The sequence below is a fragment of the Colwellia sp. BRX10-9 genome, assembly GCF_014077405.1.
In the GTDB taxonomy this organism is placed as follows: Bacteria; Pseudomonadota; Gammaproteobacteria; order Enterobacterales; family Alteromonadaceae; genus Colwellia_A.
In genome coordinates this window covers 152,860-169,243 of the sequence record NZ_JACGVV010000007.1, presented here as the reverse complement: position 1 = coordinate 169,243, position 16,384 = coordinate 152,860, and the positions used below count along the sequence as shown (strand labels likewise).

General features: G+C 36.8%; 14 protein-coding genes. 7 read left to right on the top strand and 7 right to left on the bottom strand.

Features of this window, described 5'->3' with window-relative positions; translation table 11 throughout:
* Positions 1-483 precede the first annotated feature (483 nt).
* Entirely contained in the window at positions 484-927 is a 444-nt protein-coding gene (locus tag H4J69_RS06710; RefSeq protein ID WP_070375587.1) for an RNA-binding protein, read from the top strand.
* Between the two features lie 60 nt (positions 928-987).
* Here H4J69_RS06710 and H4J69_RS06705 read toward each other — a convergent pair whose 3' ends face one another.
* Positions 988-2,256 (bottom strand): DUF5610 domain-containing protein, encoded by a 1,269-nt coding sequence (locus H4J69_RS06705; RefSeq protein WP_182244099.1) that lies wholly within the window; start codon positions 2,254-2,256, stop codon positions 988-990.
* Positions 2,257-2,503: 247 nt separating this feature from the next.
* Here H4J69_RS06705 and trmA point away from each other — a divergent pair, with 247 nt between their 5' ends.
* The gene (gene trmA / locus H4J69_RS06700; protein WP_182230488.1) at positions 2,504-3,601 is read left to right on the top strand and encodes a tRNA (uridine(54)-C5)-methyltransferase TrmA; all 1,098 of its coding nucleotides are present in this window, start codon (positions 2,504-2,506) and stop codon (positions 3,599-3,601) included.
* Between the two features lie 5 nt (positions 3,602-3,606).
* On the opposite strand, the gene fabR is transcribed toward trmA, so the two are convergent.
* The gene (gene fabR / locus H4J69_RS06695) at positions 3,607-4,224 is read right to left on the bottom strand and encodes an HTH-type transcriptional repressor FabR (RefSeq protein ID WP_070375583.1); all 618 of its coding nucleotides are present in this window, start codon (positions 4,222-4,224) and stop codon (positions 3,607-3,609) included.
* 229 nt (positions 4,225-4,453) lie between these two features.
* Here fabR and H4J69_RS06690 point away from each other — a divergent pair, with 229 nt between their 5' ends.
* The 3 genes from H4J69_RS06690 (at position 4,454) to H4J69_RS06680 (ending at position 7,658) form a co-directional block, all read left to right on the top strand.
* Positions 4,454-5,572, top strand: a complete 1,119-nt coding sequence (locus H4J69_RS06690) for a fatty acid desaturase (protein WP_182244100.1) — start codon at positions 4,454-4,456, stop codon at positions 5,570-5,572.
* Positions 5,573-5,660: 88 nt separating this feature from the next.
* Positions 5,661-7,097, top strand: coding sequence for a Si-specific NAD(P)(+) transhydrogenase (gene sthA, locus H4J69_RS06685; protein WP_182175485.1), 1,437 nt, complete (start codon positions 5,661-5,663; stop codon positions 7,095-7,097).
* 33 nt (positions 7,098-7,130) lie between these two features.
* Positions 7,131-7,658 carry a histidine phosphatase family protein gene (locus tag H4J69_RS06680; RefSeq protein WP_182244101.1) on the top strand — a complete coding sequence of 176 codons (528 nt, stop codon included), beginning with the start codon at positions 7,131-7,133 and terminating at the stop codon, positions 7,656-7,658.
* Positions 7,659-7,998: 340 nt separating this feature from the next.
* On the opposite strand, the gene H4J69_RS06675 is transcribed toward H4J69_RS06680, so the two are convergent.
* From H4J69_RS06675 to nagX, 5 genes are all read right to left on the bottom strand, one after another.
* On the bottom strand, positions 7,999-8,424 hold the full coding sequence (locus tag H4J69_RS06675) for a hypothetical protein (protein WP_182244102.1): 426 nt from the start codon (positions 8,422-8,424) through the stop codon (positions 7,999-8,001).
* A 95-nt stretch (positions 8,425-8,519) separates the two neighbouring features.
* Positions 8,520-8,822, bottom strand: coding sequence for a hypothetical protein (locus H4J69_RS06670; RefSeq protein ID WP_182215516.1), 303 nt, complete (start codon positions 8,820-8,822; stop codon positions 8,520-8,522).
* Positions 8,823-8,996: 174 nt separating this feature from the next.
* Positions 8,997-12,212 carry an efflux RND transporter permease subunit gene (locus H4J69_RS06665; RefSeq protein WP_182244103.1) on the bottom strand — a complete coding sequence of 1,072 codons (3,216 nt, stop codon included), beginning with the start codon at positions 12,210-12,212 and terminating at the stop codon, positions 8,997-8,999.
* 3 nt (positions 12,213-12,215) lie between these two features.
* Positions 12,216-13,415 carry an efflux RND transporter periplasmic adaptor subunit gene (locus H4J69_RS06660; RefSeq protein ID WP_182244104.1) on the bottom strand — a complete coding sequence of 400 codons (1,200 nt, stop codon included), beginning with the start codon at positions 13,413-13,415 and terminating at the stop codon, positions 12,216-12,218.
* Between the two features lie 266 nt (positions 13,416-13,681).
* Complete coding sequence (nagX, locus tag H4J69_RS06655; protein WP_182244105.1) at positions 13,682-14,833, bottom strand: transmembrane glucosamine N-acetyltransferase NagX; 1,152 nt, start codon at positions 14,831-14,833, stop codon at positions 13,682-13,684.
* 189 nt (positions 14,834-15,022) lie between these two features.
* Between nagX and H4J69_RS06650 the strand changes: the two genes are divergently transcribed.
* Together H4J69_RS06650 and H4J69_RS06645 are read left to right on the top strand one after the other, a co-directional pair.
* Positions 15,023-15,475 carry a TerB family tellurite resistance protein gene (locus tag H4J69_RS06650; protein ID WP_182215523.1) on the top strand — a complete coding sequence of 151 codons (453 nt, stop codon included), beginning with the start codon at positions 15,023-15,025 and terminating at the stop codon, positions 15,473-15,475.
* A 70-nt stretch (positions 15,476-15,545) separates the two neighbouring features.
* Complete coding sequence (locus H4J69_RS06645; RefSeq protein ID WP_182215524.1) at positions 15,546-16,376, top strand: S1 RNA-binding domain-containing protein; 831 nt, start codon at positions 15,546-15,548, stop codon at positions 16,374-16,376.
* Positions 16,377-16,384 lie beyond the last annotated feature (8 nt).

Genomic DNA, 16,384 nt, shown 5'->3' with positions numbered 1-16,384 from the left:
CTTTTCGAAGATTCAAACCTTATCTATAAAACGTTAAGTTAACTACTTTACTCTAAAGTGATGTAGATAACTTATCAAAACGTTCGTTTGGGTTACCCCTTGGAACTGGAGCGCATTCTAGACATATTTTGAAAAGGATCAAGCACTATTTTCATCTTTATGTTTGTTTGCTGAAAATAAAAACAATGTGGGCAATATACTCTCTAATCGCTCAATAAACATCAACGTTCTTATTCCTACTATATAATAATCCATTTAAAGTGGCTTATATAAGCACTAAAATAGTGCTTTTAATTAATATGCTTATTTAGTGTAGTAAACTTTTTATTTTTTGCTTAATATAAGTAAGGTGTTATTTGCATATAAATTACACTTATCTTTTTTACAACTTTGTACTTTGTACAATATTCAAGGCTGGGTAGCAGGTACATTGCAATTTAGTTTTTTAATTTAGAATTTAAAATAATAATTAGGTATTCATATATGAAGTCTCCTCAAGGGTTAACATTTATAGTCGCAGTAGTATTTGCTGTTATTGCTTACATTTTATCAACTGTTATTGGCAGCTCACCAGAAATTACTGCGATATTAGTTTTAGTAAGTACTTTTATTGCGCCACTTATAGGTTCATCAACTACTGCAGAAAGTGCTGATGAAGAAATAAAAACGTTATATGTAGGGAATCTACCTTACCGAGCAAATGAATCATCGATCAGAGAGTTATTCTCTGAACATGGTCAAGTTCATTCTGTTCGTTTAATGAAAGATAAACATACTGGAAAGCGTCGTGGTTTTGGTTTTGTTGAAATGTCAGCTGATGCGGCTGATGCGGCTGTTTCATCGCTTAATGATACTGAATTTCAGCAGCGTACTTTGAAAGTTCGTGAAGCTAAGGAACGTCCAGAAAAAAATCTCGAAGAAGAATAACCGTTCTTCTTGGTAAGTTATCCTAAATAAACCCACGTTAGCGTGGGTTTATTTTATCTATTAAAGCTTAATGTTGTCAGACTTAACCGTATCTATTACTTTATCGAACTTTTCTTTAGCGACTTTATCGTCACCAAACTCAGCTTTAAAGACTGCATCAAGTAACTGACCAAATGCATCATCATTCTTAGACAATATTTTATCTGCTTGTTCTTGCAGTTGGTTAAACTGATCTAAGAAGTCAATTAAAGGCCTCAGGTCTTTTCCGACACTAGGCGCTAATTTATCATCCAACTCTGCCACTGCTGTATACGCTTGGCTAACATAACTGGTTTTTGTTTGTTGCAAGTCCATACTAAAACTAGTTATCTGTTTATTATCGAAGCCAAGTTCAACTGCTTTTTCAAAAGCTTTATTAACATCGCCATTAAAGAAATCTTTTTGTAATGAATTTACGTCTTTAATTAATGCTTCGATTGCTGCTTTTTCATCATCATCAAGTTCACCCTCTACGCTATAAGAAAAGTTGATTTCATGATACTGACTACTGGTTCTACTATAATTTGTCGATCCCCCTTGGCTACTCTCTTGATACTGGTAAGCTTCTTTACTGGCATATTCTTGTAATTCGCTAAATGATATTGAAACTACATCACCGTCAGTAGTGGTAATACTCAGCTCGCTACTTTTTGAATTGCTTGTGTATAATTCGCTATCAATTGCTGTAGAACTGATAATTGGCGTTAACTCTGATACCTTCTCATTTGATTTATTGGCTGAAGGAAACATTTGTTCATGGAGGTCATCAATTCCCTTGTTAATAAGCGTACGACTTTTTTCTATACCTTGGTTTAAGTCATTGTCAAGCATGGCGAGATCTTTTAAATCGCCTTTTGCTTGATCAATACCTAAATTCGCCCCAGCACGCCCCTGCTCAAACATCTCTTTCAACTTGTCCTCACTCGCTCCATTTGCTTGGGCAGCTAAGATACTCGCGCTAACAAAGTCCATAACATTACGAGCCACTGCTTCGAAATCAAAAAGGCTAGTTGATGGCTCGCTTTCAGTTAACGCTGTTTTACTGATATCACTCATCACTACATTAGTTGCTTGCGGTGCATCGGTAATCTTTTGAAAATTTGCTGAAATCTGACTAGAAATTGATTGAGATATAATTTTCATCGTAATGGCAGCACGATGGTTTAATGCCAGTGTATTAACTGACTCTGCTGGCATTTCTCGTTTAACGACTTCATTATTTGCTGGTTCACTTTTACGACTTTGCCCTAAATAATTCGGCAACCTTGTCTGATTATCAATTTTATTCATTGTTACTCTCCAGTATCTAATTAAATTTTAATTAAACACAATCAAAGATCTAAAGATCCTTAAATTTAATATGGCTAATATATCGGCATTTTTTCGTAAAACTTTAGCAAGAAGTCAATCTCTTGTAAGAAAATTATAGACAAATGACTAGACAAAGTAATCACAATCGCTAAACTCAGCGCCTCTTTAATACTCACTAGAGTTGGGTATAATATTGTTTAATTCTTTCTACGTTTAAGGCTTATATATGTTTAGTCACATTGCACCACAATTTTATGATAAACAACTTGATAACAAACAGGATGATATCGCTAAATTGTTTAGTGATTTTGACTTACCAAATTTTGATGTTTTTCGATCAGAGCCTTTAAACTATAGATTACGAGCAGAATTTAGAGTTTGGCATGACAATGATGACTTATTTTATATTATGTTTAATAGTGAAACGAAAGAAAAGTATCGCGTCGACACTTTTCCGGTTGCCAGTAAACTCATTAATCAAGCTATGAAAGCCTTGCTTGACGAAATTAAAGATAAACCGTCACTTCGTCATCGATTATTTCAAGTCGATTTTTTATCAACGCTCAGTGGCGAGCTTTTAATAAGCTTGTTATATCACAGACAATTAGATGAAGAATGGCTAACTGAAGCGGCAACACTAAAATCAACCCTTTCAGCAATAGCCCCTGTTGATATTATTGGCCGTGCTAAAAAACAAAAATTTATCCTCGATAAAGATTATGTCACTGAGAAGTTAACTGTTGGCGATAAAACTTATATCTACGAGCAAGTAGAAAATAGTTTTACACAGCCTAATGGGCACGTTAATGAGCAAATGCTACTTTGGGCAAAGCAAGGCACACAAAATATCGGTGGTGACTTAATCGAACTCTATTGTGGTAATGGTAACTTTAGTATCGCACTCGCTGAAAACTTTGATCGGGTTTTAGGTACTGAAATATCGAAAACATCAGTAAAATCAGCACAAAATAATATCACCGCAAACCAGTTAACCAATGTTGATATAATAAGAATGTCCAGTGAAGATTTTAGTCAAGCGATGAACGGTGAGCGAGTATTTCGTCGTCTAGAAGGTTTCGATCTTAAAAGCTATAATTACGATACAGTATTAGTTGATCCACCAAGAGCTGGCCTTGACCCTGACAGCGTAGAGTTAGTCAGCCGATTTGAACGTATTGTTTATATCTCATGTAATCCTGAGACATTAAAAGAAAACTTAGTTGAACTAATAAAGACACACAATATTGAAAAATTTGCGTTATTTGATCAGTTTCCATATACCCACCATGTTGAAACAGGTGTGATACTTTCACGTAAAAAGTAACGTTTTTACTTTTTTACTCCCCTATTGCTAAATTCAGCAGCTCCCCGTGCTATAAAACGCAGCTGCTGAATGGTACGCATTGATATTTGTTGACGATCCTCTTTATCAACATCTAATGCATCAGAGCCAGCACTAAATACGATAGTCACCGCTGCATCGGCTTGTAAAAAAGCCACATCCGCATTCAATTTATTTGCTTGCTGTAAATAATCACATAGTTCTAAGGTGAAATAACGCACTTCTCGATTTACCGCCGCTCGAAAAGCAGCTGACGTTCCAGAACGCTCTCGTAATAATAAGCGAAATATATTACCGTTACTTTCAATAAACTCCATAAAGGTAACGACAGATATTTGAATGACAGAACCACCTTTTTCAATTCGTTGGCGAGCTTGTCGCATTAATTGACGCAAAGTTAAACCCGCTTCATCGACCAGCGTCAAACCTAGTTCGTTCATATCAGAAAAATGTCGATAAAATGATGTTGGTGCTAAGCCAGCCTCTTTAGCGACTTCCCGTAAGCTCAAACTCGAAAAGCTACGTTCACTACTTAACTGCCCAAGAGCAGCATCAATTATTTGTCGACGTGTTTTTTCTTTTTGCTGTGCCCGAATCCCGCTCATTACTTAATTAACCTATACTTTAGCCTGTTTATATCATACTGAATTTTCATCTATTTACTAGAAACTTGATCACTAACATCTACATTTAAATCCAGTATTATTGATTGAAGATAAAAAGTTTAATAAAAATTACCTTGACTGAAAAGTGATCAAAGTTAAAATAGAGTACACGTGTACACTGAAATTATTTACTTAGTGTTCGTTTTTTTACTGATGGAATTCTTATTACATGAATAAACCTAAAATCGTTTGGCTAAATTTTAGTGTGTTTTTAATTACCTTTTTAGTTGCCTCAATTGGCGTCCCGTATCGAGCAATAACACACGGTTTTGATACCACTGAACTTGTAGTAGCACTATGCTGCTTTATTTATTGTGGTATGTCTATTACTGCTGGCTATCACCGATTATGGTCGCACAAAACCTATCAAGCACATGCTTCGCTGCGTTTCATTTTTGCACTAGGCGGAGCATTTGCCTTACAAAATAGTATATTACATTGGGCTTCTGATCATAGAGTTCATCATAAGCATGTCGATAATAATGACAAAGACCCCTATTCAGCTAAAAAAGGCTTTTGGTATTCACATATCGGTTGGATGCTTCGTGAGTATCAAGCGCATCGATATGCTAATTACGACAATACCCGTGATTTACAAAAAGACGCTATTGTAATGTGGCAGCACAGAAATTATTTGTTGCTGACAATATTAATGAACTTTGGTGTACCTATTTTATTTGGTTTATGGCACGGCGATATTATTAGTAGTTTACTTTTAGTCGGTTTCTTGCGTTTAGTGTTAAGCCATCACACTACTTTTTTCATTAATTCTTTGGCACATATCTGGGGTAAACAAACTTACACAGAAAGAAATACTGCACGAGATAATGGCTTTCTTGCTTTTTTAACTTTTGGTGAGGGCTATCATAACTATCATCATATTTTTGAAAATGATTATCGTAACGGCATTCGTTGGTGGCAGTTTGATCCAACTAAATGGTTGATTAAGGGTTGTGAGTTTTTGAATCTTACCTCAAAACTACGGACTTACCCGGATGACAAAATTGAAAAAGCGCGCTTAGCTATGGTATTTAAACGTAGCCAGAAGAAGTTACTCTCTCATCCAAATGCGGAGCAAATGCGAGAAAAACTACAGCAAGAATATGATTTACTCATTAGTAGAATTAATGACTACTATGATGTGCGTAAAAAATTACTTGCCAGTAGGCGCGATAAATTAATCGCCGACGTTGAGAGCTCTGAATTAGCAGCGCAATACCAAGAATTTAAGCAGCACTTGGCAGACCAGCAACAACATTTTCAACGCTTATTAACCCAACTGGCATAAACCCTCTAGATTAATAAGCTTTTACATGGTCAGATGTCTAAATTCCTGCTAAAATTTTTTTATCTTAGTAGGAATTTAAGGCAAGATTTTGGCAACTCAAAATAAAGCTAAAACGAAGAAGAAAACAAATAACGATTACGATTACGATGCAATAATTATAGGTACCGGACCAGGTGGCGAAGGTACGGCTATGGAGCTATCTAAAAAAGAAAAACGTGTTGCTATTGTTGAGCGATATAAAGACGTTGGCGGTGGTTGTACGCATTGGGGAACTATTCCTTCAAAAGCTTTACGTCAAAGTGTTAGCCGACTCATTGAGTATAACGCGAGCCCACTTTTTAGAGGCCATGAAAAAGCAAAACATTTAACGTTCCCAGCTATTCTTAAACATGCCTCTTCGGTTATTCGTAAACAAGTGCAGCTACGCAGTGGCTTTTATGATCGTAACCGCGTTGAACTGATTTCGGGTGAAGCGTCTTTTATTGATGCCCATACGCTTAGAATAGTGAATAACGAGGGCGCTATTGAACAAATTACGGCAAAGCAAATTGTTATTGCTACTGGTTCACATCCCTACCGACCTAAAGATATTGATTTTAACCATCCGCGAGTCTATGACTCAGATACCATCTTATCACTTAAGCATGATCCCCGTTCTATCATTATTTATGGTGCTGGTGTTATTGGTTCCGAATATGCCTCTATATTTAGAGGTTTAGGTGTAAAGGTAGATTTAATTAATACCCGAGATAGACTACTTTCTTTTTTAGATGCAGAAATGTCTGATTCACTCAGCTACCACTTATGGAATAATGGTGTAGTGATCCGTCATGGCGAAGCGATTGCACGAGTTGAAGCATCCGACGACTCTGTGGTTGTTCATTTAGAATCAGGTAAAAAAATGCGCGCCGACTGTTTACTCTTTGCTAATGGGCGAACAGGTAATACAGCCGACTTAAAAGTTGAAAATGCAGGATTATCAGCAGATGGACGTGGGCAACTAAAAGTCAACGATCAATATCAAACCAGTGTCGACAATATATATGCGGTAGGTGATGTCATTGGTTACCCAAGCTTAGCCAGTGCCGCTTATGATCAAGGCAGGTTAGCAGCTTCAGCGATGATAGATCACCAAAGTACTGCAAAACTTATTGCTGATATTCCTACAGGTATCTACACGATTCCAGAAATAAGCTCTGTTGGTAAGACAGAACAAGAACTGACCGCGGCAAAAATTCCGTATGAGGTTGGTCGTGCCCAGTTCAAACATTTAGCAAGAGCACAAATATCAAATAGTTTAGTCGGTTCACTGAAGATACTTTTTCACAGCGAAACTAAAGAAATTTTAGGTATTCATTGTTTTGGTGAAAATGCAGCTGAAATCATTCATATTGGTCAAGCAATTATGCAACAAACCAATGGCGGTAATACCATTGAATACTTTGTTAATACCACGTTTAATTATCCAACGATGGCTGAGGCATTTCGTGTTGCTGCATTGAATGGTTTGAATCGTTTATTTTAATAGTGAATAAGCATGAATCGAAAAAGGTATGTTATGAATAAATTAATTTTACTGTTAATTTTTTTTATCAACATACCTATTTTAATCGTTAATGCGACTGAAAACGCTTATGTACAAAAGGAAAGTAAAAGCTACAGCCTTTATTTAATTCGTCATGCTGAAAACAAAACTGAACAAGAAGATTCTGGATTAACACAATGTGGTACATATAGGGCAAAAGAACTTGCGCGTATTCTAGAGAATGCAGAAATAGAAAATATATACAGTACGCGCTATCAACGGACTATGGCAACAGCTACACCGCTAGCACAACAGCAACAACTTGCGATCAAAAATTATGCGCCCAATAAATTAGAGCAACTCGCCTGGCAATTGATCAAAGAACAAGAGAACACCGTAGTGTTTGGACACAGTAACACCACGGCACAATTGGCAGAATTACTAAGCCAAAGCTCAGTATCACCAATGACAGAACAAGAATATCGTGGTATCTATCAAATCATCATTTCAGGTAAAAATCGTCACCTAACATTACTAATGCAACCTTCGATCTGCAAGTAACACCGCTACATACCTTAATACAATTGGCAGAATGACTAAGCCAAAGCTTTGTATCACTAATGACAGAACAAGAATATCGTGGTATCTATCAAATCATCATTTCAGGTGAAAATCGTCACCTAACATTAGTCATCTAACATTATGGATGCAACCTTCGCTCTGTAAGTAACACCGCTACATACCTTAATACAATTGGCAGAATGACTAAGCCAAAGCTTTGTATCAGTAATGACAGAACAAGAATATCGTGGTATCTATCAAATCATCATTTCAGGTGAAAATCGTCACCTAACATTAGTCATCTAACATTATTGATGCAACCTTCGCTCAGTAAGTAAAACTACTGCAGGTTCTTATTTTCAGGCGCTTTATTCGCTGCAGTAATTAATTCAATATCGGTAATTGAAAAAGGAGTTCCCCATTGCTGAATAGTCATCATACCCGTGATAGCTTTGCCTGTTACTTTGATAACAACGCCATCTTTTTGGAATTCTTTTTCTAAATTCAGCGGTAACCAATGCTTACCTTCTTTAGAAATTAATCCAAAAAAGCCCCCTTCTAAATTCATATATTTAATTGTTGCGGTAAATGATATTTGCTCAGGTTCCGCTTTAGCAGACAAACTTTTTTTAGGCATTATTGATACCTCTGCGGCTGAAATAGCTTCGGTATTGGCTGTATCTCTGCTAGTCACTTCCTCAGCGGCTTGCTGACATGAGAATAAAAAGCTACAAGTGAAGACTAAACCGACTATTTTTTTAAACATATGACACACTCATTTGATGATTAATTTTAAGAAAAGTAAACAAAAAAGCAAACCCTAAAGTTTGCCTTAAAGTAAGCGACCAAGAGCTTAATCGTTTACTGATTAGCCTCTTTTTTAAGCGTCTTAATTTCTTCGCCAATTTTTTGTTTATTACCACAAATTGCTGGTTGTTTGTCATCACGATAGTAGCGAATGTCGATGCAGTCAACTTGATAACGACGTTCTAACTCAGTTCGTTTTATAGGTTTACCTTTGGCGTCTGCTATTTGGCGTTGCAGTGACTGGCACATTTGAATCTGTTCACTCGCGATGGTTATATCTTCGCAAGCATTTTCAGTTGTCGAACAACCCGTTATTGTCATGAGAGTAAGTGTTGAAAAAAGATAAATATATTTCATTATAATGAGTTCGCTTCATTTATTAATATTAGCATTAACACCATTATAGCCAGCTATTATTATTAACGATAGCTTTTCTTGACCAGACTAGCAGAGAGATATTGGTCAATAAATTTAATGAATCGCATAAAAAAGCCATTACAAAAGTAATGGCTTTGATAAAAATACTACCGATTAATTAACCGATAAATCACCTGTGTTTTCAACAATAAGCGGTTGTTTCTTTTTACGCTTAAAGATCTTTTTCATATCTTCAATAATAAGATATAAACTTGGGATCAATACCAGTGTAACTATAGTCGCAAATAATACCCCAAAGGCTAAAGATATCGCCATTGGAATTACGATTTGTGCTTGGGCACTTACCTCAAAGAAGATGATAGGCACTAAACCAATAAAGGTTGTTATTGACGTTAACATGATAGCTCTAAAACGTTTAGTGCCGGCATGTATTACCGCATCTTTTAGTTTGACGCCTGATTTCCTAGCATTATTAACATAATCAACCATGACTAAGGAGTCATTAACGACCACACCCGCAGCCGCTAATATCCCCATAACTGATAGTGCACTTAAGTCCATACCTAAAAGGAAGTGGCCAAAGACCGAACCAATAATACCAAAAGGAATAACGATCATAATCATCACTGCCTGAGAGTAAGACTTCAATGGTATAGCCAGTAATGAGAAAACAATCAACAATGAGATAATAAAGTCACGTTTTTGATTGTCCGCACCTTCCATTTCTTCTTGAATACTGCCCGACACTTCACTTTGAACTTTTGGAAATTTTCTTAATAGTTCAGGAATAAAGTTGTCTCTGATATCGTTAGCAACTTTGAATGGCTCAACTTGTTCAGCGTCAACACTTGCCCAGACGTTAATTGTCCGATTACCATTTTCACGACGAATACTAGTCACCCCTTCTTGTAAGGTAATATTAGCCAATTCCGACAAAGGTAATTCCGCACCATTTGGCGCTTTGATCATCACATCATCAACATGTCCAACAGAGCTTCGTTGCTCAAGTGGATAACGGATCATCACTTTCACTTCTTCGCTGTCACGTAAAATGCGTTGTGCTTCTAAACCATAGAAACTGTAACTCACTTGTGAAGCAATTTCGGCTAAAGTTAATCCTAAACTATAAGCAAGCGGTTTCAATTCAAACTGAACTTCTTTGGCACTTGTTTGACGACTATCATTAACATCGCCAATACCTTTTAAAGAATTAAGTTTAGTTTTTAACTCTCTTGATGCGGCGAGTAGTTGTGCATCGTCTTTACTTTCTAATCTAAAGGCAATATCACCGTCGTCTCGGCCAGAGCCAAATAAATTATCACCAATGGTAAACGATTTTACCCCAGGATAATTCGGTATAGCGGCACGCCATAAATCAGCCAGTTCGAAAGTATTCATCGGTCTTAATTCAGGTACCACTAATTTAACCATCAATTGACCACTGGTTCTGCTGCGTAAATCGACCTGCATATCAGAGATCATTGACTGACCGTATTGAGCTTCAATCTCTTTATCTATGGTATTAATTACACCTTGGATATTTAATAAGGTTTGTAAGGTTGCTTTCTCTGAGGCATCTACATTCATTTCAACATTAACACGAGGAAAGTCATGTGGGATCTTAGGTTGACCAACAAAGCGAACAAAACCACCACTAAACAAACCTGCGCTGATTAACATTAAACTAATAAAAAACATTAGTACGGCATAACGATAATCTAGAAATTTCTGTAACGCTGGCTGATAAATATTTTGAATAAAAGATTTTAAACTGTCATCAATGGCTCCTCGAAGCCTGTCTACTACTTTAGTGATCCTATCTAAAGGATATTGAATGAACCAAAAGAAGCCATACTCGTTTAATTTCTTAAGTTTTATTATATTAACCTTAGGCTTCATTTTAACCAAATGCGCCGGTAAAATGAGTTTTGACTCAATTAAAGAAAAAATTAAACACAAGATAACTACCGAGCCAATGGCTTTACCAAACGCGGCAGAAGGCCCTTCACCAAAAAGAAAAGGCAAGAAGACCGCAATCGTTGTTAATACCCCAAAGGTTGCTGGCATAGCAACACGTTGAATACCGCGAATAACATTTTCAGTACTATGGCCATGTTGTTCAATTTCGTCATGGGCACTCTCCCCCATAACGATGGCATCATCAACAACAATACCTAACACCAAAATAAAGGCGAACAAGCTAATGACATTAATAGTGACATTAATAAATTCTAATGGCATTAGGAATAAAGTACCAAGAAAACATACCGGTAAGCCCATCATTACCCAAAAAGCCAAACGGACACGTAAAAATAACGCTAACATTAGAAAGACTAATATTGCACCACTTTTCATATTGTCGATCATCATGGTCAAACGGCCTTCAAGATAGTAGGTCATATCAACCCAAGTTTCTAACTTAACGCCTGCAGGAAGAACATTCGACTTTTCATCAACATACTTATTAATGACATCGGCAACATCGGTAATACTTTGATTATCAGCTGCGCCAATAAAGATACTGACCGAGTTTTCACCATTGAATTTTGAATACTGTAGGCCTTCAGTAAAACCATCAATAATAGTCGCCATTTGGCCTAACAAGACTTTAGTACCATCGGCTAAGGTAATAATAGGTATTTGCTCGAATTCGTAACCTCGATAAGCTTGGTTCTCAACGCGTAAATTAATGTAGCCATTCTCTGCACGAATTTGTCCAGCAGACATATTGCCAGAATAACCACGTACCGCTTGAGCAACATCTCTAAAAGTTAAGCCATATTCGCGTAACTTATCTTTACTAACTTCTATTGAAATTTCGTAGTCTAAGCCGCTGTATAATTCTGCAATATTGACTAAAGGTAATTGTTGAATTTCATTATGGACTTTTCGTCCTAACTCTTTAAGCTCGCCATTAGTTAGGTCACCGTATAAGCTGATATACATAACTTCTTGGCGAAACTTTTCGCGTTCAACTTTAATACGTTCCATACCGTCAGGAAAGCTTGAAATAGAATCAATTGCTGATTTAACTTCTTCTAAAACAACTTGTGGGTCGTAATCGAGATCAACCTCAAACCAACCATTTGAAAAATTGCGGTTAGAATAAGTGATCACACGCTTTAAGCCTTGGACAGTCTCTAAAGCTTCTTCAACCTTAATGGTAATACCTTCCTCTACTTCCTGAGGGGCTGCCCCTGGGTAAGGTGCGGTATAAGAAATCCAGTTAATGTTTATTTGTGGAAACATTTGTTTGTTGATGGTGCTAATCGTAAAAAAACCACCCACTAGAATAAATATCATCAACAAATTTGCCGCGACACTATTACGGGCGAACCAAGCAATTAAGCCTTTATTGGTATCATCCATCATCTAATCCTTAGTGCTTGCGATTTGTGTTTCAAGTTCATTTTGATTAATGACTTCACTTTTACTACCTTGCAAAGCTAATTTCATGCCATCAACAGGGTAATCTAATGCTGAAACAATGAGCTGGTCACCTTCCTTCAAACCGTTAGTTACAATAACATTTGAGCCTTCTTGACGAGCGATAATGATGTCAGCATAGTGCAATTTAGAATCGGCATCTAAAATGGCAACGCGGTTATTACTAACGAGGTATCGAGGTAACAAAGCGGCACGATTAAGGCTAATACCAAAAATTTCTGCTTTAACATAAGAGCCAAAGCGAATAGGATTGTGTTTATTTACATTTTTTTGAGACTTCAAACCATAAGGGTCTTTAACTTCAGCCACTAAATAAGTCATACGGCTTTTATTGTCTACAACACCTTCACTGCGAGCAATTTTTGCGGACCATGTAATATTTTCACCCGCAAATGTTCCAAGTAAATTAACCTGGGCATTTTCCCCTTGTGAAGCTAAAAACTGCAGTTGATCATCGGCTACGGGTAAGCGAACTTCAGCTATCCCTGTTCCTAATAATTTACCCACTTTAGTGCCAGTACCGACAAAAGAGCCTAAACCAATCATACGACTTTCAATCATTGCATCATAAGGCGCTCTAATTTCGGTACGTTCTAGGTTACGTTTGGCACGAAGTACAGAGGCTTGTGCCGATTTAACATTAGCAAGTTCTTGTGCTAGTTGCGGTTTACGCAAGCTCAATTCAGTAGGAGAAGTATCCGTAATGCGTTTCCATTCTTGTTCAGCTACCTGCCCTTGGGCACGCTCTTTTTCTAGCGAAGCACGTGCCGAGGCCATTGTTGCTTCAGCATCAATTAATGCAGCTTGGTAATCATTAGGGTCGATACGGGCGAGCAATTGGTTTTTTGCAACAAAACCACCACGTACAAAAACATCTGCCAGTTCAACTACTTCACCACTAATTTGAGCGACAAGTTCGGTTTCATACTTAGGCTGAACGACACCATATGATTTAACCGTTAAATTCATCGGTGCAACATGAACCTCTTCAACAGCAACGATGGGGGTATTATCAACTTCCGCTTTTTCTTCTGGTGGCGATTTCATGCTTGAAAAGCCAAAAAACAATAAAATGCCAATGATTAGAATGGCAATGGGTATAATAATTTGTTTTTTACGTGTCACGGTTATGTCCTCATAAATGTGATCTGAACTAATAATTTTTTTAATTGTCTATAGGATAGCTAATTAACAGTCTATACAATCAATTAAGTTGTAAATGCTTGTTACAAGATACGCGCCGAAATAACAAATTCAGTAAACAAAAACAAAAAAAACATTATTTTTCAATCAAAAACAATAAGTTAACAACACCCTGTTTATTTACTGATATAAAAAAAGACTGCCTTGATAAAACAGTCCTCGACAATATTCGTCCTTTTAACCAATATTTATACTTTTATAAAAATATTTCTTCGATATAGCCAATACAGGACTAGCCATTGTAAAAGCACCATGCCAGCATAAAGAATAAAATCTTGCCAACCTGCAGGTACAGAGTTGATTAAGCCTCCGAAAATACTTTTCGAGGTATATTGCCAATCAACAATACTCGAACCTAAATAAATAATGATTGAATTCGTACCAATTACTGCGAAAAATTTAGCCCATAGGGTGAACTCTAATACATCAATCAGCCAATAAAATAGCGTCAGTAATAAGATACTGTAACCAATAGTGACCAAAGTGAATGAACTCGTCCATAATGTTTTGTTAATTGGGAAAAAAACGCCCCATAAATAACCGAGTAATAAAATAGAGGTCCCAATAACCCAAAGACCGGTTAATAGTGTCTTGGGCGTATAAATATTTTTTATCATGTAACGACCAATGAAGACACCCGCTAGTGCATTTACAATCGATGTTATATTTGATAACAACCCTTCTGGGTCGATGGCGAGCCCCTGATAAGTTGACCCCGGTAATAAATGTTGATCAAACCAAGCGTTCAATGCTCCATTCGCTGAAAAATCACCGCCACCATATCCACCTAATGTGACTAAGCTTAGTAGTAACCAATATCCTATTAAAATACCGCCTGCAACGAACCACTGTATTTTTTCACTGACGTACCAAACTAATAATGCTGCTACAAACCACGCAATACCAATACGCCCCAGTACGCTAACATAACGGATACTATCAAATGATGTGGGAATACCGCCGCCCCAACCATGGTTATATAAAATACCAAAACTAATCAAAAGCAATAAGCGCCTGATGCCATTATATAAAATCGATTTTGCTTGTTCTGGCTCATAGCTAGATAAGGGCTTTGCTGCGATACCTAGACTGACTCCTGATAGAAAAATAAATAAGGGAAAAATTAAATCATAAACACGAAACCCATGCCAAGCACTGTGTTCCATTTGCTGTGCAAGCACCGCAAGAATGGGCCAGCCTGTCGCTATAAATAATGCTGCAAACAAACCTTCGGCGCCTAAAATCCAAAACATATCGAAACCACGTAAAGCGTCAATTGACAATAGTCGTTTTTTATTTGGACTTGCTTTTACAACTGCAGAGGGATACTGACTTAACATTCTTTTACCTTATAAACTTTCAGTGCAACCTTGTCACCAAAGACAGCGCTGTCATCAATTTGTTATCATAATATTACCAGCAAAAAATAGCAATCAGACACACTTTGTTATCAAATATAGCTATTATCTGCTTGTTTTCTTTATTGCTGAGCGTAACAATAAAGTGATTACTTTATTTAAGGAATAAACATGCTTACAAAAATAAGTTCTTTTTTTCAAAACCTGGCCGATGATTTAACAGACAATAACACTAAAAAAAATTCTGATGAGGTGACTATAGAGCTAGCCTGTGCGGTATTATTGTGTGAAGTGATGCGTGCTGATGGACACTTTGACCAAAAAGAACAAGCTAAACTGGCCGTGTTACTCGTTGAACAGTTTCACTTGAATGAAGAAGAAGTTAAGCAAATTATTGACCAGGCGCTGATTCAAAGTGAACAAGCGACTGATTTTTATCGATATACATCGAAAATAAATAAACATTTTTCTATCGAACAACGAATATCAATTGTTAAGCAGTTATGGAATATGGCTTATGCCGATGGTGAGCTGGCAAGTATTGAAGAGCATGTTATTCGCAAAATTGGCGATTTACTTCAGCTACGCCACGCTGAATATATTCAAACCAAACCAAGAAAATAACATCATTCATTTTTGATATGCGTTATTATAGCCCTTAAGATTTTCATATTAATTTTCTTGGTAAATTCAAATGGCCGACATTGGTAAATATAATACCCTTTCTGTAGTTGCAGTCACCGAAAAAGGTGCTTATTTAAGTGCTGGAGAACTGGGTGAAGTATTACTACCGAACCGTTTTATTCCTGAAAACTGTAAAGTAGACGATAAACTCACTGTCTTCATTTATGTTGATTCAGCTGAACGCATTATTGCGACCACTGAAAAGCCGTTTGGCCAAGTAGATGAATTCGTTTCATTGAAAGTAAAACAGCTCAATAAAATGGGTGCATTCCTTGATTGGGGGTTACCTAAAGATTTATTAGTACCTTTTAATCAGCAGCATACACCAATGGAAGAAGGGAAATATTATCTAGTACGTATTTTTCTTGATACCACCACAGACCGAATTGCCGCTTCAAGTAAGCTCGACAAATATATTGATATTTGGCCTGCTGATTATCAAAAGTGGGACAAAGTTAAGTTAATGATTGGTGGAAAAACTGATCTGGGTTTCAAAGCGATTATCAACGATAAGCACTGGGGCTTACTTTACGACAATGAAATTTTTCAACCATTACGTGTTGGTAAAATTATTGACGGTTTTATTAAAAACATCCGTGAAGATGGTCGTATCGATTTATCACTTTCTCGTTCAGGTGAAGGGAAAGTTAATGACTTTGCCGATAAATTATTAGCGCACATTGCAGAAAATGATGGTTTTAGCCCATTACATGACAAAAGTTCGCCAGAACTTATTCAGCGTATTCTTGGTGTTAGTAAAAAAACCTTTAAAGCTACCGTTGGAAACTTATTGAAGAAAGACAAAATCACGATTGAAAAGTCAGGTCTTAGATTAAAGTAAATCGTTAA

Excerpts from the sequence above, each read along its gene's own strand:
- trmA (WP_182230488.1), top strand. The coding sequence starts at position 2,504 with ATGTTTAGTCACATTGCACCACAATTTTATGATAAACAACTTGATAAC.
- H4J69_RS06670 (WP_182215516.1), bottom strand. The coding sequence starts at position 8,822 with ATGAAATATATTTATCTTTTTTCAACACTTACTCTCATGACAATAACG.
- nagX (WP_182244105.1), bottom strand. The coding sequence starts at position 14,833 with ATGTTAAGTCAGTATCCCTCTGCAGTTGTAAAAGCAAGTCCAAATAAA.
- H4J69_RS06665 (WP_182244103.1), bottom strand. The coding sequence starts at position 12,212 with ATGGATGATACCAATAAAGGCTTAATTGCTTGGTTCGCCCGTAATAGT.
- H4J69_RS06705 (WP_182244099.1), bottom strand. The coding sequence starts at position 2,256 with ATGAATAAAATTGATAATCAGACAAGGTTGCCGAATTATTTAGGGCAA.
- H4J69_RS06645 (WP_182215524.1), top strand. The coding sequence starts at position 15,546 with ATGGCCGACATTGGTAAATATAATACCCTTTCTGTAGTTGCAGTCACC.
- H4J69_RS06680 (WP_182244101.1), top strand. The coding sequence starts at position 7,131 with ATGAATAAATTAATTTTACTGTTAATTTTTTTTATCAACATACCTATT.
- H4J69_RS06710 (WP_070375587.1), top strand. The coding sequence starts at position 484 with ATGAAGTCTCCTCAAGGGTTAACATTTATAGTCGCAGTAGTATTTGCT.
- H4J69_RS06690 (WP_182244100.1), top strand. The coding sequence starts at position 4,454 with ATGAATAAACCTAAAATCGTTTGGCTAAATTTTAGTGTGTTTTTAATT.
- H4J69_RS06675 (WP_182244102.1), bottom strand. The coding sequence starts at position 8,424 with ATGTTTAAAAAAATAGTCGGTTTAGTCTTCACTTGTAGCTTTTTATTC.
- H4J69_RS06650 (WP_182215523.1), top strand. The coding sequence starts at position 15,023 with ATGCTTACAAAAATAAGTTCTTTTTTTCAAAACCTGGCCGATGATTTA.
- fabR (WP_070375583.1), bottom strand. The coding sequence starts at position 4,224 with ATGAGCGGGATTCGGGCACAGCAAAAAGAAAAAACACGTCGACAAATA.